General features: G+C 61.7%; 20 protein-coding genes. 9 read left to right on the top strand and 11 right to left on the bottom strand.

Going from position 1 to position 23,108, the window contains the following annotated elements; all coding sequences use genetic code 11:
* The coding region (locus ACILSE_RS21555; RefSeq protein WP_395719509.1) for a prenyltransferase/squalene oxidase repeat-containing protein at positions 1 to 1,136 on the top strand (1,136 nt) is incomplete at its 5' end.
* A 66-nt stretch (positions 1,137 to 1,202) separates the two neighbouring features.
* Here ACILSE_RS21555 and ACILSE_RS21550 read toward each other — a convergent pair.
* Positions 1,203 to 2,330, bottom strand: coding sequence for an Lrp/AsnC family transcriptional regulator (locus ACILSE_RS21550; RefSeq protein WP_395719508.1), 1,128 nt, complete (start codon positions 2,328 to 2,330; stop codon positions 1,203 to 1,205).
* A 137-nt stretch (positions 2,331 to 2,467) separates the two neighbouring features.
* Here ACILSE_RS21550 and ACILSE_RS21545 point away from each other — a divergent pair, with 137 nt between their 5' ends.
* The 3 genes from ACILSE_RS21545 (at position 2,468) to ACILSE_RS21535 (ending at position 5,685) form a co-directional block, all read left to right on the top strand.
* Positions 2,468 to 2,812, top strand: a complete 345-nt coding sequence (locus tag ACILSE_RS21545) for a DUF721 domain-containing protein (RefSeq protein ID WP_395719507.1) — start codon at positions 2,468 to 2,470, stop codon at positions 2,810 to 2,812.
* A gap of 128 nt (positions 2,813 to 2,940) precedes the next feature.
* Positions 2,941 to 4,419, top strand: a complete 1,479-nt coding sequence (locus ACILSE_RS21540) for a CbiX/SirB N-terminal domain-containing protein (protein ID WP_395719506.1) — start codon at positions 2,941 to 2,943, stop codon at positions 4,417 to 4,419.
* A gap of 30 nt (positions 4,420 to 4,449) precedes the next feature.
* Complete coding sequence (locus ACILSE_RS21535) at positions 4,450 to 5,685, top strand: DUF1015 domain-containing protein (protein WP_395719505.1); 1,236 nt, start codon at positions 4,450 to 4,452, stop codon at positions 5,683 to 5,685.
* 2 nt (positions 5,686 to 5,687) lie between these two features.
* Here the strand turns inward: ACILSE_RS21535 and tilS are convergent, their stop codons facing one another.
* Entirely contained in the window at positions 5,688 to 6,659 is a 972-nt protein-coding gene (gene tilS / locus ACILSE_RS21530) for a tRNA lysidine(34) synthetase TilS (RefSeq protein ID WP_395719504.1), read from the bottom strand.
* 126 nt (positions 6,660 to 6,785) lie between these two features.
* Between tilS and cobA the strand changes: the two genes are divergently transcribed.
* Positions 6,786 to 8,312: a uroporphyrinogen-III C-methyltransferase gene (cobA, locus tag ACILSE_RS21525; protein WP_395719503.1), complete on the top strand. Its 1,527-nt coding sequence runs from the start codon at positions 6,786 to 6,788 to the stop codon at positions 8,310 to 8,312.
* Positions 8,313 to 8,339: 27 nt separating this feature from the next.
* On the opposite strand, the gene ACILSE_RS21520 is transcribed toward cobA, so the two are convergent.
* Positions 8,340 to 9,512 carry a PQQ-dependent sugar dehydrogenase gene (locus ACILSE_RS21520; protein ID WP_395719502.1) on the bottom strand — a complete coding sequence of 391 codons (1,173 nt, stop codon included), beginning with the start codon at positions 9,510 to 9,512 and terminating at the stop codon, positions 8,340 to 8,342.
* A 125-nt stretch (positions 9,513 to 9,637) separates the two neighbouring features.
* On the opposite strand from ACILSE_RS21520, the gene proS reads away from it, so the two are divergent.
* Positions 9,638 to 11,152 carry a proline--tRNA ligase gene (gene proS / locus ACILSE_RS21515; RefSeq protein WP_395719501.1) on the top strand — a complete coding sequence of 505 codons (1,515 nt, stop codon included), beginning with the start codon at positions 9,638 to 9,640 and terminating at the stop codon, positions 11,150 to 11,152.
* Between the two features lie 11 nt (positions 11,153 to 11,163).
* On the opposite strand, the gene ACILSE_RS21510 is transcribed toward proS, so the two are convergent.
* The 6 genes from ACILSE_RS21510 to ACILSE_RS21485 all read right to left on the bottom strand — a co-directional run bounded on the left by ACILSE_RS21510 (position 11,164) and on the right by ACILSE_RS21485 (position 16,155).
* Positions 11,164 to 11,781 (bottom strand): redox-sensing transcriptional repressor Rex, encoded by a 618-nt coding sequence (locus tag ACILSE_RS21510; RefSeq protein ID WP_395719500.1) that lies wholly within the window; start codon positions 11,779 to 11,781, stop codon positions 11,164 to 11,166.
* A gap of 68 nt (positions 11,782 to 11,849) precedes the next feature.
* Complete coding sequence (locus ACILSE_RS21505) at positions 11,850 to 12,641, bottom strand: hypothetical protein (protein ID WP_395719499.1); 792 nt, start codon at positions 12,639 to 12,641, stop codon at positions 11,850 to 11,852.
* A complete protein-coding gene (locus tag ACILSE_RS21500; RefSeq protein WP_395719498.1) occupies positions 12,638 to 13,552 on the bottom strand; it encodes a hypothetical protein in 915 nt (304 codons plus the stop codon). The genes ACILSE_RS21505 and ACILSE_RS21500 overlap by 4 nt, the downstream gene beginning before the upstream one ends.
* Complete coding sequence (locus ACILSE_RS21495; RefSeq protein ID WP_395719497.1) at positions 13,549 to 14,412, bottom strand: ABC transporter ATP-binding protein; 864 nt, start codon at positions 14,410 to 14,412, stop codon at positions 13,549 to 13,551. The genes ACILSE_RS21500 and ACILSE_RS21495 overlap by 4 nt, the downstream gene beginning before the upstream one ends.
* Before the next feature lie 19 nt (positions 14,413 to 14,431).
* Positions 14,432 to 14,707 (bottom strand): acylphosphatase, encoded by a 276-nt coding sequence (locus ACILSE_RS21490; protein ID WP_395719496.1) that lies wholly within the window; start codon positions 14,705 to 14,707, stop codon positions 14,432 to 14,434.
* The gene (locus ACILSE_RS21485; protein WP_395719495.1) at positions 14,707 to 16,155 is read right to left on the bottom strand and encodes a hypothetical protein; all 1,449 of its coding nucleotides are present in this window, start codon (positions 16,153 to 16,155) and stop codon (positions 14,707 to 14,709) included. Before ACILSE_RS21485 ends, ACILSE_RS21490 begins: the two co-directional genes overlap by 1 nt.
* Positions 16,156 to 16,232: 77 nt before the next feature.
* Between ACILSE_RS21485 and folP the strand changes: the two genes are divergently transcribed.
* On the top strand, positions 16,233 to 17,072 hold the full coding sequence (gene folP, locus ACILSE_RS21480; RefSeq protein WP_395719494.1) for a dihydropteroate synthase: 840 nt from the start codon (positions 16,233 to 16,235) through the stop codon (positions 17,070 to 17,072).
* A gap of 25 nt (positions 17,073 to 17,097) precedes the next feature.
* Here folP and ACILSE_RS21475 read toward each other — a convergent pair whose 3' ends face one another.
* On the bottom strand, positions 17,098 to 18,234 hold the full coding sequence (locus ACILSE_RS21475) for a hypothetical protein (RefSeq protein WP_395719493.1): 1,137 nt from the start codon (positions 18,232 to 18,234) through the stop codon (positions 17,098 to 17,100).
* Positions 18,235 to 18,304: 70 nt separating this feature from the next.
* Complete coding sequence (locus ACILSE_RS21470; RefSeq protein ID WP_395719492.1) at positions 18,305 to 18,766, bottom strand: c-type cytochrome domain-containing protein; 462 nt, start codon at positions 18,764 to 18,766, stop codon at positions 18,305 to 18,307.
* 140 nt (positions 18,767 to 18,906) lie between these two features.
* On the opposite strand from ACILSE_RS21470, the gene ACILSE_RS21465 reads away from it, so the two are divergent.
* Both ACILSE_RS21465 and ACILSE_RS21460 read left to right on the top strand, forming a co-directional pair.
* Entirely contained in the window at positions 18,907 to 20,160 is a 1,254-nt protein-coding gene (locus tag ACILSE_RS21465; protein WP_395719491.1) for a polysaccharide pyruvyl transferase family protein, read from the top strand.
* A 180-nt stretch (positions 20,161 to 20,340) separates the two neighbouring features.
* A complete protein-coding gene (locus ACILSE_RS21460; RefSeq protein WP_395719490.1) occupies positions 20,341 to 23,100 on the top strand; it encodes a hypothetical protein in 2,760 nt (919 codons plus the stop codon).
* The last annotated feature ends 8 nt before the right edge of the window (positions 23,101 to 23,108 follow it).

Raw genomic sequence — 23,108 nt, 5'->3', positions numbered from 1 at the left:
GGATGGGCGGAGCGGCGGGTTTTGTGACTTTGCCACCGTCGATGAGGAGCCGCTGCTCGACGCAGGAGCGCCTGGAGAAGCTGCGTCAGAATGGCGGCACGCCGGAGTGTGAGGCGGCGGTGAGCGCATCGCTGGAGTGGCTGAAGGGCAAGCAGAACGCCGACGGCTCCTGGGGCCGTGGCAACAAGGCCGCCATGACCGGTCTCGCGCTGCTGTGCTACCTGGGCCGCTGCGAGACTCCGGAGTCGCCGTTCTACGGGGACAATGTGATGAAGGGCATCATGTATCTGATCGAAGTCAGCAAGAAGAACCCATATGGAATCTTCTCCGACAACTGGAAGGGCGAGGCCGCCGGCGGCAAAGGCGGAGCGGGCACCTACGAGCACGGCATCGCGACTTATGCGCTCGGCGAAATGTACACGCTCGCGCGCCTAGGAAGCAAATCCCTTCCAGGGATGCGTGAGGCCTTTGAAAAAGGCGTGAAGGTCATCATCGAAAACCAGACCCCCAAGGGAGCCTGGGCCTACGGCGGCAAGGAACAGATCGTTTACAACAAGGCAGGTGGTGCCGACCTCTCTGTCGTTGGCTGGCAATTCCAGGCCCTCAAGGCCGCGAAGAATACCGGATTGAAGATCGACGGCCTGCACGCCTCCATCAGCAAGATGACCGACTACCTCGAAACCATGCAGACCAAGGACGGCGGTTTCGGCGGCACCAACCGTGACGCGCACTACAACCAGTGGTCTCTCTCCGGTGTCGGCATTCTCGGCCTGCAAACGATGGCCAAGGGCAAGACCACCGCCATCAAGAAGGGCATCAAGTTCCTCCATGACTTCCTCGCGGCCGAGCCGCTCGACTGGAACAAGAACTGCAATCTGTACTGCTGGTATTATTACACCCAGGCGTTCTTCCAACAGGGAGGCGACGAATGGAAGTTCTACAACCAGCAGTTCCTCCCGCAGATCCTCAGCGCCCAGCAGCCCGACGGCTCCTTCAAACGCGGCCGTCCCAACTGGCCCGCCGGTGACGCCGCCGACGACATCTATCGCCAGTGCCTTTGCACCCTCCAGCTCGAGGTGTTCTACCGCTATCTGAAGGTCGGTGACCGCGAGGAAGAGTCGTTCTTCGACAAGTAAAGAACTTCAAATCCGCATATCCGGGCAACGAGAACCGGCTCAGAATCACATTCATCAAAGCCTGCTTCAAACCACAGGGCCTGGCACATCCGCCCATTTGGCGTGCCATTCCTTGAAGACGATCGGTGAAATCTCGCTGGGCTTGATCTCGCTGCGGCCGCCCCAAAACACGTTGGTGTAAAGCAACGGGATACCGACGTCAGCCAGGTGTTTGTCGATGGCGGCCTTATGGGCGAGCACGGTTTCCTTGTCGGTGCCGTGAATGACGCCCATGATGTTCACGTTGGCGAAACGGTCACCGCCTTCACGCCAGTAGCAGTGCGTCATGATGGGATGACGGCCCACCTCGCCGCCGGCGCGTTCCTCCATGCCCTTCGGCACCTTCCAGTGGAAGAGGGCGTTGAAACGGGTCACGCGCTGGCCGCTGGCACTCGGCTTCACATGTTCGAGGAAAGTCGAGAAACGGCCGATGACACCTTTTTTGTCGAGGCTTTTCGCCACCTCACAGAACTTCTCCAAACTCACGCCTGCGTCTTTTGCGCGGCCTGCCCATGGCTCAGGACCGATTTCCTCGGACTTGAGATCGCCTTTGAGGTGAAGGAGCACATTCCACTCCTCCTCGTCGAGGTCGGCGATGTTTGTGGTCATCATGACGGCTGGCTCGTCGGCTTTTTCGCCAGGTTCCATCGTTTTGCGACGCACATGCCCCACGCCGAGGGCGAAAATGCCATGAGCCTGCATGGTGTAGTAATCAGAGGCGCCGATGAGGCGCTTCAAAACATCGCAGTGGTCGTTGATGTTGCGGTCCTGCGGCACCTTCAGCGTCGTCCACAGGCGGAAATCACTGCCGCTGACCTCGCGGTCAGTGCTGCGCAGCACGACATGGCCGCTGAACGGATCTTGTTTGAACAGGAACTCAAATGCCGCGTCGAGCTTCTCCGTCGGCACCTTCCACGCGACGAGCGCGCCTTCCGCGAGCTTGTTTGCCAGCAAAGTCTGGCGCACGCGGCGGATCACGCCGGCGGCCAGCATGGCACGGATGCGCTCCACCACAGTGTCAAACGGCACGCCGCTCTCCTGGGAGATGAACTGGAATGGATGCTGGTGAAAACCCTTCACGCGGTCCTCGCTCACGGCGAGGATCTGGGCGTTCACGGGATCGGTGTGCTCGGTGGGGATGGAAACGTCGGACATGATGGCTGGTCTCGGGGGAGCGCCATCTTTAACGGGCAGGAAGAAGAATGCGAGATTTGAAATTTGCTATTTAGCACGCGCCCATTGCCGTCTAGCATGGCCCTGTGAACGACCGCAAGCCCACTGCCCGCCAGATCATGCGACATCGCCTGGTGGCGGCATGGCGTGGCGTGGCCGACGGGCCGCTGATGGACCTGCCGACTCTCAGCGTGGCCGATCTGGCCCCAAAAATCGTCGCACAGTGCGGCATGACAAATCGTGTGAAGCTCGAGGATGTCCTCGCGGCCTGGGAGGAGATCGTGGGTGCCTTCCTGTTCAAGCTCACCCGCCCCGACACCATTGAGCGCGGCATCCTCACCGTGCGCCTCATGCAGCCCACCGCGCATCACGCCCTCTCGCTCGAAAAGGCAAAAATCCTCAGGCGCCTCCAAGCCAAGCTGCCCGACGCCAAGATTCGCGACATCCGCTTCCGACATGGCTGAGGCTTAAAAAATGACGAAACCAGAATGGCGAATGAGGAATTGTGTCCAAACTGCCTGCCACCGTCGTAACTCGGGCTTCATTCATCATTCATCATTCTGATTTCGTCATTCCAGCCCCCATCAACTCTTTGAGCCCGCACTCACACGCCTCCCTCATCATCGTCGGTCATGGTTCCACGGTGAATCCCGACTCCAGCGCCCCGACGCATCTGCACGCCGATGAAATCCGCCGCCGAGGCCTGTTTCGCGAGGTTGTGTGCTGCTTCTGGAAGGAGGAGCCGAACATGCGCGAGGTCTATGAGATGACCGACAGTGAAGTCATCTACATCGTGCCGAACTTCATCAGCGAGGGCTATTTCTGCCAGCAGGTGCTCCCGCGTGAGCTCCGCCTCGACGGCCCGACCACTCGTCGTGATGGAAAAACCATCCATTACTGCGACCCTGTCGGCATCCACCCGAACATGACGCGACTGCTGCTGCAGCGGGCCGATGAAGTCGCCCCCGGTGTGCCGCGTGATAAAACCAGCCTCATCATCGTCGGTCACGGCACAAACCTGAATGAAAACTCGCGCAAGGTGATCGAGACGCAGGTGGCGCTGATCCGCGATGGCGGACACGGCTTCGCCGAAGTGGCTGATGCCTACATGGAGGAGGCGCCGTTCGTGGCCGATTGGGCCAAGCTCACCACCGCGCCGAATGTTGTCGTCGTGCCCTTCTTCATCGCCGACGGCCTTCACAGTTTCCAGGACATCCCCGTTCTCCTGGGCATGCGAGAGGAAACCGGCGCCGCGCTCAGCGAGCTCGGTGTCTTCCATCAAAACCCGCACGAACTGCAAGGCCGCCTGCTTTACTACAGCGGAGCCATTGGCACCGAACCGCATATGGCGGATGTCATTCTCGACCAAGTGCATGATTTCGACGCGAAGCACGGCATCGCCAATGCCGAATGCGGAATGCCGAATGCCGAATTGCTGCCGGCCTTGGAGCGCTGGTTGAAGGAGGGCCGCGACACCATCGGTGAGATCGCGATCGCTTCGAATGCAGATGGGAGCTTCACGCTTTCTCATGTCGCGGATCGTGGCAAAGACGGCCTGGAGCCGCATCACGAGGTCGAGGCGGCCCGCACCATCGCGCAATACGACGCGAAGGGCGCTTTTCGGCCGCTGCACAGCGCGCCGACGCTGAAACGCGGCTGGCAACTCGATCTCAACACACTCGACGAGGTGCGTCTGGCGCTCGATTTCTTCTACCCGGCCGCCGTGGGCATGGCGCATGCTTTGGAGCGTGAAAAACTCGCCGCCGTTCCGCTGCGGGAGGTTCTGGGCCGCCAGACGGGCATGTATCGCTTCACCAACACGATTCGCGACGATCAGGCGCACGCGATGGTCGGGAAGACCTGCGCGAACGAGAACTGCCTGCGACGAATTCTCTGGCCGCTGACAGTCAATCAGCCGCTGGAAGCCGCCGCGGCGGACAAAGCGCGGCCGAATCACGCGCCAAACTCGATTCCACTGCTCTGCATCGAGGCCTGCACGCACATCGTTTCGGCAGCCCGGAAGATCGCCCGTGAGAACCACGAGGCGAATCAAGCCAAGAGTGCGGATTGACAATGATGCAGCGGCGTTTTATCCCGCCCCATGCGCATCCGCACATTCAAAGGTCTCGTCCCCAATCCCAAATTCGCCTCCGAAGTCGCCGCCGTTCCCTACGACGTCGTAAACCGCGATGAGGCCGCCGCCCTCGCGAAAGGCAAGCCTAACAGCCTGCTGCATGTGGACCGCGCCGAGATCGACCTCGATCCTGAAATCGACCCCTATTCCGCGCCTGTTTATGCGAAGGCGAGGGAAAACTTTCTGCGCATGCAGAAGGAGGGTGTGCTCACCCGCGAGACGAAACCCGCGATGTATCTTTATCGTCAAACCATCGCCGGACACAGCCAGACCGGCCTCGTCACCGTCTGCCACACCGAGGATTACGAGAAGGACATCATCAAGAAGCACGAGAAGACCCGGCAGGACAAGGAGGACGACCGCACGCGCCTCGTTGACACGCTCGACGCGAATACCGGCCCCATTTTCCTCACCTACCGCCAGCGCCCGGGCATCAGCGCCCTGATCGATGGCTTCATGAAAGCCGAAAAGCCGATCTACGACATCAACGCGCCCGATGGAGTGCGTCATCAGGTCTGGCGCCTGTCGCTTGGACTTTGCGTGTCCTTGACCGGCTTGTTTGAAAGCCAGGTACCGTGCGCCTACGTCGCCGACGGCCATCATCGCGCCGCCAGCGCTTTCCGCGTCAGTAAAATGCGCCGGGAGGCCAATCCGAACCACACCGGCGAGGAAAACTACAACTGGTTCCTCAGCGTGCTCTTCCCCGGCAACGAGCTGAAAATCCTGCCCTACAACCGCGCCGTCAAAGATCTCAACTGCAACGACCGCGAGGAGTTCATCAAGAAAGTCGGTGAAATCTTCACCCTGAAGCCCACCACGATCAAATCGCCGACAAAGCCCGGCCAGTGCTGCATGTACCTCAAGGACCAGTGGTATGAGCTGACGTGGGAAGCGGCCAAGGATGCCAGCCCCATCGACCAGCTCGACGTCAGCATCCTGCAGGATCGCCTGCTGAAGCCGCTGCTCGGCATCGACGACCCGCGCACCAGCAAGCGCATCGACTTCATCGGTGGCATCCGTGGCACCGCCGAACTCGAAAAACTCGTGAACAGCCGCGATTTCAGCGTCGCCTTCTCGATGTTCCCGACGACGGTCGATCAACTCATGGCCATCTCGGACGCCGGCCAGATCATGCCGCCGAAAAGCACCTGGTTCGAGCCCAAGCTGCGCTCAGGCCTGTTCATTCACACGCTGGAGGGCTGAGATCACGCCACCCACAATCGCTTCGCCTTGCGACGCAGATGCTTGTCATGGGGTAGATTGATTTTTGCTGGCCCGCCCGGAGCCAGCATGTCGATGATGGCCTCAATATCGTCACTCTCGATCCCCTGAAGCCCCCACACCTCACGCAGCCAGAGGGCGATCACGCGTGACAAAAGGGCTGGATGCAAAGCGAGCAGCTCCTTCGTGACCAGCAGCGAACGATCATCTTTCAGGCTGCCTGGAGCCGAGAGATGCGCCACGGCCAGGCCTTGCAGGCAATCATCATCACGATCCGCCAGAACGCCAAGCCGTGTGATGAGGGCCGTCACATCACGGGCAAAGACATCGTTCAGCAGCGGCAGCACCTCGTGTCTCAGGCGGTTGCGTCGGTGCTTGAGCGAGCTGTTGCTCGAGTCCTCGCGGAATTTGATGCGCTTTGACTTCAGGAACGCGTCGATTTCACTCCTCCTCACCTCAAGCAACGGACGCACCAGATGCAGCCCCGAATCGAGCCGCTGCAGGAGCCGCATGCCCGCCAGACCGGCCACACCACTGCCACGGCACAGGTTCGCGAGGATGGTCTCCGCCTGGTCCTCGGCATGATGCGCCACGAAAACGACCCAGGTGTCATGTTTCTCCGCCATGCGCAGCAGAAACGCATGCCGTGCCTCACGCGCCGCGGTTTCTGTCGAAATCCGGCGCTTTCCGGCCAGTGCGGTGACATCCTCCGCCTCGACCTCGCACTTCAGCCCATGCTTCTTCGCCAGACGCCGCACGAACGCCGCGTCGCCGTCCGATTCCATGCCCCGCAGGCCGTGGTTGAGGTGGCAGAGGACCAGATTCGTGAATCCGGCCTCCAGCAGCAGGTGCAGCAGCGCCACCGAATCGCGCCCGCCCGAAAGCGCCAGCAAGGCGGGTAGCGAGGGATCGCAGGCGGCGGGAAGATTCAGCGTGATGGGCGGTGCTTGGGGCATGCCTGACTATGGAGAGCCGACGATTCGTCGGCAAAAGAGATTCCCAGTCCGACGAATCGTCGGCCCTCCATAGCTCCTGCCTTGCCATCAACAGCTCTCTCGGCACTTTGCGCGCCCTTTCACACCATGTCCTCCAAAACCACCTCCCCTGGCATTTGTTACCTCGTCGGCGCCGGTCCGGGCGATCCTGGCTTGCTCACGCTCAAGGGCAAGGAGTGCATCGAGGCCGCCGATGTGCTCGTTTATGACTACCTGTGCAACCCTGAGCACCTGCGTTACGCGAAGCCCGGCACGGAGCGCATCTACGTCGGCAAGAAAGCGGGTGATCACACACTGCCGCAGGAGGAAATCAACAAACTCATCGTCAAGCTCACACAGGAAGGCAAAACCGTCACCCGGCTCAAAGGCGGCGATCCGGTGCTCTTCGGACGCGGCGCGGAGGAAGCGGCGGAACTGCACGAAGCGGGCGTGAAATTCGAAATCGTGCCCGGCATCACCTCCGCCATCGCCGGACCGGCCTACGCGGGCATTCCCGTCACACATCGCTCGCATGCCTCCATGCTCACGATCTTCACCGGCCACGAAGATCCGACAAAATCAGAAACGTCGCTCGATTATGCGAAGCTCGCGCAGGCCGACGGCACAAAGGTCTTTCTCATGGGCGTGGAGCGCATCGACGCCATCACCGGTGAGTTTTTGAAGCATGGCGCGAAGCCGGAGACCCCCGTCGCCCTCGTTCGCTGGGCCACGCATGGCTGCCAGCAGACGCTTGTCGGCACGCTGGCCGACATCGCCGCGAAAGTGAAGGCCGCGGGCTTCAAAGCACCCGCTGTGGCCGTGATCGGCGATGTCGTCACCGAGCGCGACCAGTTGAACTGGTTTGAAGACCGCCCGCTGTTCGGAAAAAAAATCGTCGTCACGCGCACCCGGCAGCAGGCGGGTGTTTTGAGCAAAAAGCTCGCGCAGCTCGGCGCGGAGGTCATCGAACTGCCCACCATCCGCATTGAGCCGGCGGCGGACCAGCTTGAGTTCGGCCAGCTCGTTCAGGATTGCCATACCTATGATTGGATCGTGTTCACCAGCCCGAACGGCGTGGACGCGTTCTTCACCATGTTCGACAAGCTCTATAACGACGCCCGCAGCATCGGCGGCGCTCGCATCGCCTGCGTCGGCCCCGGCACGGCGGAGAAAGTGAAGGCGCGTCACCTGGCTGTCGATTTGATGCCGGACAAAGGAAACTACGTCGCCGAAGGACTCGTGAAGGCCTTTGACCAGCATCAGAACATGGAAAACGTCAACGTGCTCTGGGTGCGTGGCGCGGAAACGCGCGAAGTCATCGCCAACGGGCTCACCGGCATGGGCGCGATCGTCGATGAGGCCATCGGCTACCGCACCGTCGCCGAAACAGAGGACAACCTGGAGGCGCTTGCCGTGCTCAAGAACGAGGGCGCGGACATGATCACCTTCACCAGCGCCTCAACCGTCGAACACTTTCTGAATTTGAAGGTTCCCCTGCCCGCCGGGTGCAAAATCGCCAGCATCGGCCCCATCACCAGCGCCGCCATCAAGGAGCACGGCCTCAAGGTCGATGTGGAAGCCAAGGAGAACAGCATTCCAGGCCTCGTGGCAGCGGTGGAGAAGTTCTGGAAGTAGTGCCGACCGCTCTCCACGAGGACATCGCTACTTGCCCAGCCTGTAAATCGCACCATTCCAGTCGAGCACCAGCAGCTCACCGGAGGCGTTGGCACAGAAGGCGGTGGGCTTGACGAGGACCGTGGGTTTCTTTTTCGGGTCCGAGGCGGGAGTCTGCGGGCTGGTGTAGAGGAGATCGTTCGACTTCAACTTGCCTGCATCGTCGGTTTTGAGCGCCCAGATTTTGCCGAGCACGAAGTCGCCATAAATGTAGGCGCCCTGGAGTTCAGGCAGCGATTTGCCGGCGTGAACGATGCCGCCTGTGATGCTGAGGCCGTCCGCGTGATTGTAGGCATGGATGGGCTCGACGAATTTCGCATCGGCGGGCGGCGTCTCGGTGTTCAGCGGGAACGGGGCGGGGCCTTCGCGATACTGCCAGCCGTAGTTGCCGCCGTTGGTGATCCAGTTGATCTCCTCCCAGATGTCCTGGCCGACATCAGCGCACCAGAGATGTCCTTTGGCGTCAAAGCTCATGCCCCAAGGGTTGCGGATGCCGTTGGCGTAGATCTGCGGGAGGGCGTTGACGCCGCTGGCATAAGGATTGTCGGCAGGGATGCCGTAGGCGTTGCTGTACTCGCGGCTGTTGACATCGATGCGCAAAATCTTGCCGTAAAGCGTGGCGTTGAGCTGGGACATCTTCAATTCGCCGTTGCGCTTCGAGTTGTCGCCGACGCCGATATAGAGGAAGCCGTCGGGGCCGAAGAGAATGTTGCCGCCGTGGTGGTTCCAGTTCACGAGCGGGATTTCAAGCAGGGTGCGCTCGGTTTTTTCGTCGGCCTTGTCCCCGTCAGCCTTCATTTCGGTGATGACGAGGCGTTTCGGCTTCTGCAGCGTGTAGCAAAGGTAGAAGAGGCCGTTGTCCTTGAATTTCGGGTGGAAGGCGAGGCCGTTGAGCCCTTCTTCAAAGAGGCCGTCCTTGGCCTCCATGCCGCGCGGAGAGAGATCGAGGAAGGTCTTCGCCTCCGTGCCCTGCTCGTCCTTTGGCAGAATGAGGATCTTTCCGCGCTGCAGGGCCAGGAATTCACGACCGCTGCCATCGTCCGGGATCACGACGGCGATGGGCCGCTCGGTGGCGATCTTTTCATAAACGCGGGTTAACTTGTGGGTGTCGGCCGCGAAGGCGGCGGAGGCGATGAGAGCGAGGCTGAGGAGGGAACGCATAACGGGAAGACAGTCAGTGTAAGAGAGCGGATTCTTGCAGGGCAATGCCGATTTTGACCCCTGTGAATGCTTTTCGGCGGATTTGACCGGGGACGGTTTGCCTCTACTCTGCGCGCCCCAAAACCATGAGCAACGCCACCGCCATCACCCCCACGCGCGAGAAAGACTTTCCCGAATGGTATCAGCAGGTCGTCCGTGCCGCCGACATGGCGGAGAACTCCGAAGTCCGCGGCTGCATGGTGATCAAACCCTGGGGCTACGGCCTGTGGGAGAACATCCAGCGCCAGCTCGATGTGAAGTTCAAGGCCACGGGGCATGTGAACGCCTACTTCCCGCTGTTGATCCCGCTGAGCTACCTGGAAAAAGAGGCGCAGCATGCCGAGGGCTTCGCCACCGAGTGCGCCGTGGTCACGCATCACCGCCTGGAAGCGCAAAAGCAGCCGGATGGCACGACCAAGATGATCCCCACCGGCGAACTGGCCGAGCCCTTCGTGATTCGCCCGACCTCGGAGACGATCATCGGCGCTGCTTTTGCCCGCTGGGTGGAAAGCTATCGTGATTTGCCGCTGCTGATCAACCAATGGGCCAACGTGATGCGCTGGGAGATGCGTCCGCGTCTGTTCCTGCGCACAGCCGAGTTCCTGTGGCAGGAAGGCCACACCGCGCATGAAACGGCAGAGGAGGCCATCGCGGAGACGGAGTTGATGCACCGCGTGTATGAAGAGTTCATGCGCGATCATCTGGCCCTGCCTGTGATTCCCGGCGAGAAGACGGAACGCGAGCGTTTCCCCGGCGCTGTGCGCACTTTGACAGTCGAGGCCATGGTGCAGGACCGCAAAGCCATCCAGGCCGGTACTTCGCACTACCTCGGTCAAAACTTCGCCAAGGCCGCGAACATCCAGTTCCTGGGTCGCGACAATACGCGGCAACTCGTTCACACCACGAGCTGGGGCGTCAGCACGCGAATGATCGGCACGTTGATCATGGCACATGGCGATGACGACGGCGTCATCATCCCGCCACGCGTCGCTCCGCAGCAGATCGTCATTCTGCCCGTCACACCGAAGCCGGAGACGCGCCAGGAGATCATCGACGCCTGCGAGGCTCTCGCGCAGACACTGCGCGCGCAGACCTACGCAGGAGAGCCGATCCGCGTGCATGTGGACAAGCGCGACCTGCCCGGCGGCCAGAAAAACTGGGAGTGGATCAAGAAAGGCGTGCCGATGCGCGTCGAGATGGGCCCCCGCGACATCACCAGCCGCAGTGTGGCCGTGGTGCGCCGCGACAAGACTCCGAAGGACAAGGAGTTCATCCCGAAGGAGGACTTCATCCAAACCGTTTCCGAGCGCCTGCAGGAGATCCAGGACGCGCTGCTTGCACGCGCCACCGCGTTGCGAGACACGAACATGAAGAAGCTCGACACGCTCGACGAGTTCAAAGCCTTCTTCGCTGATGACGCCCCCGGCGGCTTCGCGCTCATGCACTGGGCCGGCAGCATGGAGGAGGAGGAAAAGATCGCGAAGGAGAACAAGATCACCATCCGCTGCATCCCTCTGGGCGAACAGTATGCCGAGCAGGGCAAGTGCTTCCTCACCGGCAAACCAAGCTCGCGCCGCGTGGTGTTTGCGCGGAGTTACTGATCAGCCGCCGTTCAGCGGATGAAGTAGCTCAGATTCTCCAGTTCCACGGCCAGATCGACGCTGTTCACGACGACCTGCTCCGGCACGTCGAGCACCGTTGGCGAGAAATTCAGGATGGCCTGGATGCCGAAGCGCACCATGTCATTGACCACGGACTGAGCGCCGCTGGCCGGAACGGTGAGGATGGCCATCTTCACGTTGTTGCGGCGGATGAAGGACTCCATCTCCGACATGGGCAGGATCGGCACGGTCAACTGCGGCAGTTTGCGCGGCGCGAGGTCAAACGCAGCGGTGACTTCAAAGCCCTCCTTGCGGAAGCCGCCGTAACGCAGCAACGCCGAGCCAAGATTGCCGACGCCGACGAGAATCACCGACTGCAGACGGTTTTGCCCCAGCACATCGCCGATCGTGCTGCTCAAAGCCTCGACATTGTAGCCAAGTCCACGGGTGCCAAGCTGCCCGAAATAGGCCAGATCCTTGCGCAACTGGGTGGATTTCACCCCGGCGGCCTTTGCCAGGGCGGCCGAGGACACAGTGTCCACTTGGTTCTCACGCAGCCGGTGCAGGCAGCGTTGGTAGATGGACAGGCGGTAGATCGATTTGCGGGGAATGTCTATTTTCGCAGGCATTGGCTGGGTTCATGTGAAATTTCACCCGAACACAGTTCAAGTCAATCAATGCAAGTGTGCCCACCTTGTCACCTGAACGGCCCTGCCTGCGGGTCCGGCCCTTTGCGCGTCGGCACCGCGTCCGGGATGCGCTGCGCGGCAGGGAGCTTGAGGTTTTGCTCCAGCAGCTTCAAATATTCCACCAGCCCCGGAGTGGGGCCGCTTTTGTCGTAAAGCCGCTTCAAAAGCGCATATCCCTTCCGCCATGACTCGGGATCGTTCGACTGCGCCCAGGCGTACCCGGCAAACCGCTCCGTGAAGCCCAAGCCGCCGTTCTGGAAGGAGTTCCAGTAGGCATCCCCCGCTTTTTTGAAGTTCTTCGTGCGGTGCCAGTGCGTTTCCCCCAGCTTCTGCCACAGCCGCGGGTTGTCCGGCAGGAATTTGAGCCCTTCCTCCAGGATCGCCACGCCGCGCATCACATGATCATGATAAAGCTGACCGCGTAAGGCGGGTTTGAGCTCCTGGTTGTAAAGATAATGCGAGGCCGCGTTGTAGGCCATGTGCCACGACGCCTCCTCCCAGTAGCGGAAGTTTCGCGGCTGCAAGCGTGTCACCAGCTTGTAGAGGCTGTCCACCTTTGCCCAATTGACATTCGTGAACTCCACATGCGCGCGCAGTTGGAACATGCACGCTGCCAGCCCGCGCAAACCGCCCAGCGCCGCCGCCAGTCCCGCCTGGCCCAGCTCCTCGCCCACGCCAAGCCGCAGCGGCTCCTCCAGCATCTTCATTTGCCGCAGATCCCGCGTCACCCGCTCCTCCAGCGGCAGTTTTACCGCGCCGAAGACCAGCAGCACCGCGATGGCCTGGAGTTTTCGTTTCATAGCTCCTTCTCCACAAACAGCAGATGCGTGACGAAAAGGTAAACCGTCACATAGAGAGCCGCGATGCCTGTCATGTCATAAACCGCCGCCCACGGCACGATCTCGCCGTTCACCACGCTGTCCACGATGTCAAACTGCGCGAGGTCGGGCACGATGGCCGCGAGAAAAAACGACGCCGCACGCGCCATGCTGCTGGAGAGATACGGACGGAAGAAAAACTCGCGGATCAGCGCCTCGCCGTGGCCGATGATCGTCACGCAGAACGTGATCACGATGGTGAACAGCGTCGAGCTCGCGATGCTGGAGAGCAGCAGCGCCACCGTCGTCACCACCGTGGCCTTCAAAAAGATCGCCCACACGGCCCAGTGCAGGTTCCAGGTGAGCCCCTGCCGTGCCACGATCTCCCGCACCTGCGCCACCGCCTCCGGTGAGTCCATTTTCTCCAGGCGCATGCGTGCCACGGCATCCTCAAAGAGCAGCGACTGCCGCATCCATAAAATCAAACTCAGCACCGCGTCCATCACGATCAAACCACCGCCGATAAGCATCAGCACGCCGAGCAGCTTCCCGAGCAGGTAATCGAAGCGTGGCACCGGTTTGGACAAGATCGTGTAAAGCGTGCGGTCCTCCATGTCCTTCGGCAGCAGCAGCGCGGTGGAGACCACGCCGATCACAATGCTGAAAATCTGCAGCGCGCCCAAGGTCACACTTTTCAGGAGATTGAGCTGCTGCTCGGGATTGATCACCGAGAAGGCGAAGCCCGCTCCCGCCGCCAGCAGGCAGAACACCACCAGGAAGGCCAGGATCTTCATGCGGATGAGCTGCGTCATCGTCGCCAGCGCCAGCGTCCACACCCGCCGTGGTGAGAAGCGGACCTTTGAAGCGGCAGAAGTTGTCGTCGCGTCGCTCATGATTTCTTCGCTTCGTTCGTGGCTTCGAGGAAAAGACGTTCCAGCGTCGTGCGCGGATGGCCGCTGTGCAGGATTTTCGATCCGCCGCCTTCTTTGACGACCAGCTCGCGGATCTTCGCCAGCAGCTCGGGCGTCGCATTCTCCAAAACCATCTCCGTCTGGTTCTCCACGGCGATCAAGTCCTCCAACCGTCCTTCACGCACCATGCGGCCGTGCGCCATGATACCCACGCGGTCGCACACCTCCTGCATCTGCTCCAAAAGGTGCGACGTGACCAGCACCGTGATGCCACGGGTGCGAAACTCGATGATCAGATCACGAATTTTTCGAGAACCCGCCGGATCGACGCCCGCCGTCGGCTCATCCAGCACGAGCAGCCGTGGATCGTGAATCAACGCCTGCGCCAGGCCGAGCCGTTGCAGCATGCCTTTGGAGTAACCGCCCACGCGGCGTGTCGCGGCATCTTCCAGGCCCGTCAGCGCCAGCATCTCCTCGGTCCGGTCTTTGAGTCTCGTGCCGCTCATGCCGCAAAGGCTGCCGTAGAAGCGCAAAGTCTCGCGTCCGGTCAGATGCTTGTAGAAATACGGATTCTCCGGCAGAAAGCCCACGCTGTGACGGCTTCCCACCTCCGTGCTCGGCACGCCAAAAATGCTCGTGCTGCCCTCAGTCGGCTTCAGCAGGCCGAGAATGACCTTCATCGTCGTTGATTTACCCGATCCATTGGGTCCGATCAGGCCATAGACCTCCCCTGCCCTGACTTCGAGTGACAGATCATGCACCGCGCGAAACGCCCCCTTCACCAAGGTGCCTTTGAAGACCTTGGTCAGATGGTTGACGGAAACGGCGGGTGTGTCGGCCATGAGGAAAGAATGGCACCAATCAACGCACGATGCTGAATCCGCGCAAGCTTGGGTCTGCGGCCACCAGCTTCACCTCACGCTCCTTGATGTGCGAGCCGAGGCTGCTGCGCTGGATGTCCTCCAAAAACGCCTCCAGTTCCTCCACCTCAAACGCCTGAGCAAAAAGCTCCACGCGGCCGTCCGGCAGGTTTTTCACCCATCCGGTCACGTCAAAGCCGGAGGCAATGCGCTTGGTGCTGTAGCGGAAACCCACGCCCTGGACGCGGCCGGTGTAAAAGACATGTCTCGCGGTCATCACTTCATCAATAGTTTCAGCGCGGCGCGTGCTTCATTGCTCGCCGCATCGATCAAAACCACACCGGCCTCGCCGCGATTACGCACCAGCGCCACAAACCGGCCCTGAGCTGTAAATTCGGCCTCGCCCTTCGTTTCATAGCGCTGCCGTAATGAATTGAGCATCGCTTTGACGAACGCGTCGGCGCTTGCCTTGTCCTGGAACAAGGTCTGCCATGCCGCGTGGTCGCGTTTCGCACCGCCATCCGCCGCCCAGCACAGCAAGCGGTCCGCCACGAGGCCACGCGTGCCTTCGCCGGCGGCTTCGTCGTCGTTGTGCATGCGTAGCGCCGTCGCGCAGGCGAATTTGCCGAGCCGGTCGTCGAGAAACGGCAGCGCGCCGCCGAGCTTCACGTCATCCAGTTTGATCTCCTGCGGCGCAGGCCGTTCGGGATTTAAATACACCTCCGGTTCGATCACTTCGGCCGTGTTGATGGGCGGACGGCTGTAGGCCGCGTTCAACTGCGCGAAATTACCCGCGCTATGCAGCGTCTGCGCGAAATCAAACCCGCGGCTGAACGGGAACAGCGCCATCTCGCGCAAAAACGCGGGCATGGGCACCTGGTTGAACGGATGATCGGGATCTTCGGCCGGCAGATCATCCTTCGGCGCGGAGGCCGGATTTTGCAACGAATGCAGGAAGCGCGTCAACGCTGCATCGCCTGAAATGAGAGATTCACGCGCGATGCGCATGTCCGTCGTCAGCGGCCCATGCTGCGGCTGAAACAGCGTGCTGCCGTATTCACGCAGCAATTGCCCGAAGGCGATGCCCAGCGGTTCGTTGTCCGTCACCGATGCACCGGAAGCTGTCGAAGGATCAATCGTGAGCATCGTCTCCGACTCCGCGTCATACCAGCCGCCAAGCTGCCGTGCGAGCAGAGCCGCCCGCAGAGGCAGCGGATCGACCGCCTCGGGAATCCAGCCAAGCGCCGTGAGCCCGCGGCTCAACTTCTTTGCCGCATCCCCCGGCTGCTGCTGCTTCAGCCACTTCAGGATCGCCTCCTCCACCTCCGCCTGGCTCACCGTCGTCGTCACCATCGGCAGCGCGTGCAGTTTGCGCATCTTCATCATCTCCAGCCCCATGCCGACGAAGTCCGGAGCCACATCGTCATCCTTCATCACCACTGGCGGCGTGTTCTTCATGCCCAGCGTGCCGAGTTTTTGCACCAGGGCCGCATTCTCGTCCTTCAACGCGTCGTTCTGCCCCTGGAGATACTCGATCTGCCCTTGCAGCAGCACGATCTGCTTCTGCAGGTCGTCAACGCTGCCCGCCGGCAGCGGCGCTGGCATCACCTCCGCTGGTGCTTCCTTGGCCGTTGGTGACTCCGGCTTCATCCCGGACAAAAACAGCCCCGCCATGCCTCCAAGGGCGAGAAGAACGAGCAGCAGCACGGCGGGGTTGGGCTTCATGTGGTCTTCATAGAACAACCTGCCGCGCATCTCCAGTTTTCTCATTGGACGAATGCAAATTCGCGCCACCATGCCGCATGCTCCGCTGGCGATTCGGCAACCACGACCTCGATCTCACGCATCGCGGCCTCATCATGGGCATCGTCAACGTCACGCCCGACAGCTTCTCCGACGGCGGGCGCTTCAATGACCACGGCCGGGCCGTCGAGCATGCGTTCACGCTTCTCGCCGAAGGCGCGGATATTCTCGACATCGGCGGCGAATCGACGCGTCCTGGCGCCGAGCCCGTCGAAGAGGCCGAGGAACTCCGGCGCGTGATCCCCGTGATTCGTGCCGTCCGCTCGCAGACCAAGGCGCTCATCTCCATCGACACCATGAAGGCCGCCGTCGCCCGTGCCGCGCTCGATGCCGGGGCCGACATCATCAACGACGTCACCGGTTTGCGCGCCGATGCCGCGATGCCGCGTCTCGCGGCTCAAACCAACGCCGGCCTTGTCGTCATGCACATGACCGGCACCCCGCAAACCATGCAGGCGAACCCGCATTACGACGATGTCGTCACCGAGGTGCGCGGCTACTTCAAAAACCGCCTGCGCTTGCTCGAAAACGAGGGCATCGCCCTCGACCGCGTCGTGCTCGATCCCGGTTTCGGCTTCGGCAAAACGCTGGAGCATAACCTCGCCCTCATGCGCGAACTGCCGAAGCTCGCCACGCTGCGCCCGCTCCTCATCGGCGTCTCCCGCAAGTCGATGATCGCCAAAGTGCTCAACTCGGAGTCCATGGACGACCGCTTCTGGCCCACCATCGCCCTCACCGCCCACGCCCGCGAACACGGTGCTCGCATTGTGCGCGTCCACGATGTGAAACCAAATCGCGATGCGCTGCGGATGATGGAGGCGATTCTGAACGGCGTGTGAAATTAATTGGCAGCCTGTTTCACGATCACGCCCCGAAAAACGGAATCCCCAGCTTCTTCGCCACACGCAGCGGTCGGCGCATGGCTTCTTCCATGCGTCGGGCCTCATCAGCGCCGCGAAGATCTTTGCAGTCGGGATGCGCTTCCGGCGCATCAATGAGACCAAGTTGATGCAGCACATGCGCGGTGCTGTGTTTGTAAGGCGAAGCGCTCATTCGCTCATCGAGGCGGAAGACGAGGTCTTCGAAGGATTGAAAGGCTTCAAAGAGCTTGTACACACGCGTGTCGAAGCGACCGGTCCCGGTTTTGGATTTTTTGTCGGCCACGCTGTCGAGCAGCCACATGTCCTTCGCCGCGCAAATGAGCGGACATGCGCTCACACCCGCGCCGATGAGCAGCGGCAGGCCGAGCTTGATCGCCGTGGCGATGCCGTAGTCATCACCGCTGTGCGGGGAGAAGGGCAAGTTGAGTCCTTTGCACATCGCCGCCCAGTAATGGAAGTGCGGCTCGTCGAGCGTGCTGACTTTGCCGCCCACATACTTCGGATGCAGCGCGATTTCGTGGAACAGCCACGGGTCAAACGGCGTGGCCCAGGGCACAAAGGACGGCTCCAGCGCATGCGCGATGCCGGGGCGGATGAGATGCTCGGCAATCTGGAAGTAGGCGTCGCGTCGCGGCTCGTTCTCCAGCGTGTTGAGCAGCTTGCTGGTCATGATCATCATCTCGCAGTTGTCATGCTCCTGCGCGATGTCGAGCAGCGTCCAGTAGCGCTCCGCTTTGAAGGCGGTGTCGTTCTCCGCGCCGCGTGCGGTGACGCCCGCGATGAAGCGCTGCGTCGGAAACTCGGCTCGGAAGCGTTTCAGCACTTCAGCATACAAATCATTGCTGAGATCGAAGATGTAACCCGTGTCCGCATTCAGCACGAAGACCATTTCTACACCATAATAAGCCGCGCATTGCTGCATCCACCGCACGCTCTTGTTGAAGCCGTCCCAGTCCGGCTTTCGGTCCTTGAACGGCAGCAGCGTGGCCACGCAGAGCCGCGCCTTCGTGGTGTGATCGACAAGCTCCTCCTCGCTCGTGTAGGCCCAGACCGTCTCGTTCCAGGCGGTGGAAGGCTTGAGGTCGGCGGGAGTGGAAATGAGGGCGCGGGTGTCAGCCATGCTTCATGTAGAGCATGCGCCACGCGGCAGGCCAAGACGAAATCCGAATGCCAGAGATTGGAAAATCTGATTATCGAACGATCTCCAGCGTGCCTGCGGCACCCGAAGGCCAGTTCGCGCCTTCCTTGACCCACTTGTTGAGGATGGCGTATTCATCCTTCGTCAGGCGCTCGCCCACGGCGGGCATGACGCTGACGTTTTGATGGGTGGAGGCCGTGTTGGCGACCAGCAGGCTCGTCTCCGGATGTCCGGGCACGATGTAAGTGCCCAGCGTCTTTGTGCGCAGCGCCTCGCGGCGGCTTTCGAGACTGATGTGACCGGGCAGCGCCTTGCGGTTATGGCACATCACACACTTTCGCTCCAGCACCGGCTTCACATGCGTCACGAAATCGACCGGTACGCGCTTCGCGGCACGGATTTGCTCCTTGGTGAGCACATTCTCGCCCATGGGCTTCGTTTCCGGGTCCGGCTGCGTGGCGCAGGACACGATGACAAGGACGCACAGAAGGCTGGAGAAAAATCGGCTGTTCATGACACCATGAGAACGTGGAATGCGGGCGAGTGCAACGCGGCTGTTGCGTCATTTTTTGAGAAACCGCCGCAAACCGTGTCCAAAAGAACGCTGCTTCAGACTTGTGTTTGCCCGGCAACCTGCCGCATTCTCATCACCTCATGAACCGCCGCCATTTCATCCGTTCCGCCGTCGCATTGCCTTTCATCTCCGCCATCGCGGCGGAAAAGCCGAAGCGGCTGATCCTGCGCTCATCGTGGCAGACGGTGAACATCGGCGACATCGCGCACACGCCCGGTGTGCTGGCGCTGTTGGAAAAACATCTGCCGGAGGTCGAGGTGCGGCTGTGGCCGAGCAAGTTGGACAACGGCGTGGCCGAGATGCTCGCGGCACGTTTTCCGAAGGTGAAGATCATTCAGGGCGAGGAGGTGAAGAAGTCCTTCGACGAATGCGACTTCCTCCTGCACGGCTCCGGGCCTTCGCTGGTGGCGCAGAATGACGTCTTGAAGTGGCGCAAGGCCACCGGCAAGCCCTACGGTGTCTATGGCATCACGTCCTCGTCGCAGGGATCAACCAGCACGACGCCGTCTTCAGACAAGTCGATCTCCTCGACCATCGACGTGCTCAGCGGCGCGAAGTTCGCGTATTTCCGCGACTCCGTGTCGCTCGAACTCGCGAAAAGCAAAGGCTGCACGTGCCCGCTGATGGAATTCGGCCCCGACGGAGCCTTTGCGGTCGATTTGAAGGACGACGCGAAGGCGGAGGCGTTCCTGAAGGCCAACGGCCTCGAAGAAGGCAAGTTCCTGTGCTGCATTCCCCGGCTGCGCTTCACACCGTATTGGACGCTGCCGGAAAAGAAGGCGGCGAAGGACGAGACGAAGCACGCGCGCAACGAGGCAATGAAGGAGCACGACTGCAAACCGCTGCGCGATGCGATTGTGAAGGTGATCCAGCAGACCGACCTCAAAATCCTGCTCTGTCCCGAGGACAAAACGCAGATGGCGGTGAACAAGGAGATGCTCTACGACAAACTGCCGGAGGATGTGAAGGCCCGCGTCGTGTGGCGCGAGAACTACTGGCTCACCGACGAGGCGATCAGCACCTATCGCCGCAGCGCGGGCCTGTTCGGCCACGAAATGCACAGCCCGATCATGTGCATCGGCAACGGCATTCCCGCCATCGTGTGCCGCTGGGCCGAGCAGACGAGCAAGGGCTTCATGTGGCGCGACATTGGCCTGAACGAGTGGCTCTTCGACCTCGACAAGGAGGACGAACTCGCCCGCGTGGCCGATACCGTGCTCGCCATGGCCAAAGATCCCGCCGGATCAAAGGCGAAGGCCGCGAAGGCGCGTGACTTCGTCATGGGCAAGTTCGCCGCCAGCATGCAGGTGGTGCGCAAAAATCTGCCGGACTGAGCGCGCGATGAGTTTTGAGCAGCAGGTGTTTTGACCGGCGGCATTGATGCCGTGTCCCTTCGCACGGCCTTGGCGCTCGAGATAAGCATTGCGCCCGGGCAGGACCGAAGACTATGATCGGCCCAGATTCAACGCGGCGGGTCTGCGTGGATGCCGGTCGATTTTTCACGCGACACTGCCATGAGAGAAGATTCCACTGACGCTTCGGATCTGCCACGCAAAGCCTCATCGGGATGGGGCAAACTGTTCCTGGGACTGCTGTTTGGAGGAGCCGCTGGAGCCGGAGCACTTTATGTGATGAAGGTCGATCCTTCACTGCTGGGCAAAATGAAACAGCAGCCTTCGTCCGTAACGACTGAAAGCACCCCCGCCGCGGCGGATGTGGTCGAGGAACCGGTGAAGCACGAGGGGCTGCCGCGCACGCCGTTTGAAATGGGCAGCCTGCCGCCAGATGAGGTGATCGAGTCGATCAAGATCACGCTCGGCGTTGGCACGGAGGGCGCGGCCTTGGGCGAGCCGGTGGACGTGCATCTGGGGCTTGGCTTTCCGCTGCGCTTGTACCCGCTCGGTGGAGTGAGGCACGAGCCTTCGTTCGCGGCGTTTCCGCACAAATCGTCGCTGGAAGGCATGGCGGAGGCGATCCAGCCGGGGCAAATGGCGACGTTTGAGTTTTCTGCAAAGGAAGGCGGCGCTGGAACGGATGTGCTGCGCACGTCGCAGCAGCTTTTGACCGGTGTGAAGTGCGGCGACCTACAGAGCATCGGATTCGCGTCGCAAGGACGCACGGACTGGGTGCTGGCGGGTTATCGCATCGAGGTGAATGGCAAACTTTTCGCCGCAAACGGACTGGTGGATGTGAACGCGCAGAAGAAGCTGGCCTCCAGCCGCGAGAGCCTGATGAAGATGCTGCCGGCGTATGAGGCGAAGACTAGAAAGACGACGCTGACGGATGCCGAGAAGGCCGAGTTGAAGGTCGAACACGCGCTGGTGCGCGCTTTGAGCGGTCGTGTCGTCGGCGCGGTGCCATGGCATGAGGAGGCGGATGAAAAGTTCACTCCCGCGTCGATGCCGGGCACCAAGGTGGAGAGCCTGCGCGTCACGCTGACCGGTGGCAAAGGTCCGCAGCAGGGCACGCGTAATCCGGTTTATCTCGTGGCCGGAGCACGGAAATTTTTGCTCTCATCGGAGGCCGATCCGCTGGGCGATGCGAGCGAGCCGCGCTTGTTTGACATCGCGGGGTTCGAACTCGCGATGAATCCGCTTCCCAAGGAAGCGCTGGCCGCGCCGGGCATCGGCATCGTGGGCAGCGGAGCGCCGATGAACAAGATTCCCGACCGCGCACAGTTCCAGCGCGTCGTGCTCGAGGTGGACGGGCAGGTCGTCTATGACAGTGACAAGCAGGCCGACGACCAAAAGACGCTGCCGGTGCTCTGGCTCTCCCCAGCGACGCATTTCGATGAAAATGGCGACCTCGTGCGCGCCACACCGACGCCGGGCGAGGTGCCAGTGTGGAACTCAGGCATGAAACTGGCGGAGGCTCCCGCCGTTTTGCCACCCGAGCCGCAGGTGCCCGTGCTGCCGCCGATCGTCGGACCGCCGATTGGCCTGCCACCGCCGCCTTTGCTGCCACCGGTACGCACCGTTTTGCCGGGCGGACTGCCTCTGCCAGGTGGAGGCGGCGGACTGCTGCCGCTGCTCAATACTGTTGCGCAGTTGCTGTTCCCGCTGCCTCCGCCTGCCGCGCCGCTCATCAGCGGCGTGCGCATCGCGCCCACGACGCCCATCGTGCGTGGCGGGGATTCTGTGACGGTGAACTGGACTGCGGGCGGCAATGTCTCGAACGTCGCCTCATGGCGGGTCGATCTGTTCGCCGTGCTGCCGCACAAGCCGGTGCCGGTGCTGATCACTCCCATGTCCACTCTCCTCGGTGTGCCCGCAGGTGCCACGAGCGTCGTGATGCCAGCCATCAATGCTGCCGCGGTGACCCCTTTGCTGATCCCGGGCTCGGCGGAGGCATCCTATCTTTACGTGCAGCCGCGGGTCACCGCTCTCAGCGCCACGGGTAATGTGCTGACGGCGGCGAACGGCTCGATCCTGCCGCTCTTCCCGGCAGGCACGCCGCTGCCGAACTTTCTCTTTGGCCTCCGCCGCGGCCCGATTATTCCCCCACCTGGAGCTGCGCATGCACCTGCTCCGAGTTTTCAGGTCACGCCTGCGGTAACGCCGCCGTTCACCCCTTGGGCGGCCATGCCGCTGGCCGATCCGCTGGCGGTGAGCAGCGCCTGGAGTCTCACTGCCGAGCACGGCACGCACTTTGGGCTGCTGTTTGCCAGTCATGAAAACATCCCTGGTGCGACCACGCTGCCAGCGTGGAGCACGGCGGTGCGGCCCACTGGGAATGGCACAGAGCAGATCACGATCCGTTTTGAGGGGCTAATCCCGGCACCACTCGCACAGGCAGGCATGCGGGCGGTGGCGCACGTGGGTTTCGTCGGCGGATCCTCTCCCACGACGACTGGCACCGTGCTGGCGCGTGTTGAGCTGAGCAATGCCCCCCTGCGCCGCGGTGCCGCGGGAAATCTGATGCCTCCGCCCCCAGGTGCGGTGCCGTTTTTCACCCTGCAAACCGGGGTCGCCCCCCTTCTGCTGGCCAAAAACACACCGCTGGTGCTTGTGGACATGCCGCTGCGCTTTGCCGGGGCGATGGACGTGGGGAACTTCAATGCCTACCCGCTGGACCCGCTGAATCCGGGGGCATTCGTGGCTCCGCCCCCACCGCCCTGGAATGCGGCCACCTTCGGCTTTGTGCCCGCACTTTACGCCGCCCAGCGCGCCACCGGCACGATGTATGTCACGCTCACGTACATGATCACTCTCACCACCACAGATGCCACGGACGCTGTCGGCGTGATCGGTGCGCGTCTCGTTCCCGGCCCCTGACCCACCCA

This window comes from Prosthecobacter sp., from assembly GCF_044236155.1.
Lineage (GTDB): Bacteria > Verrucomicrobiota > Verrucomicrobiia > Verrucomicrobiales > Verrucomicrobiaceae > Prosthecobacter.
The sequence above is the reverse complement of the archived record's forward strand: the minus strand, read 5'-3'. Positions and strand labels throughout refer to the sequence as shown.